The organism is Pseudoalteromonas sp. GW168-MNA-CIBAN-0100, assembly GCF_040309225.1.
In the GTDB taxonomy this organism is placed as follows: domain Bacteria; phylum Pseudomonadota; class Gammaproteobacteria; order Enterobacterales; family Alteromonadaceae; genus Pseudoalteromonas; species Pseudoalteromonas arctica.
Genome location: NZ_JBEOOL010000178.1, coordinates 1 through 396 on the forward strand (window position 1 = coordinate 1; position 396 = coordinate 396).

Sequence of the window (396 nt, forward strand, 5' to 3'; positions counted from 1 at the left end):
AGCTAGTATTACGCACATTGCACTTTATGTTTTTATGTTTGCAATGCCTTTGGCAGGTTGGTTTATGCTGAGTTTATTTGATGCGCCAATCCCTTTTTATGGTTTTGAATTACCCGCATTAGCGGCAAAAAACACTGATCTGGCAAAGCAAATTAAATACCTACACGAAACAACGGGCGTACTTGGTTATTACTTAATTGCATTACATGCCAGCGCAGCACTTCTGCATCATTATATTATTAAAGACAATACACTTAAACGTATACTGTTTAAAAAATAACGGTTAGTAAAAGTGCCGACTTATAATTTAAGTCGGCATTTTAATTATAAAAGGTATTATTTAATAACAGCATGTTGCAGCTTATTACCCAGTATTCCACCAAGCAGTAAAAAAAT

General features: G+C 34.3%; 1 protein-coding gene. It reads left to right on the forward strand.

Going from position 1 to position 396, the window contains the following annotated elements:
• The coding region (locus AAEY62_RS20600) for a cytochrome b (RefSeq protein WP_350636111.1) at positions 1–280 on the forward strand (280 nt) is incomplete at its 5' end.
• Positions 281–396: the final 116 nt, after the last annotated feature.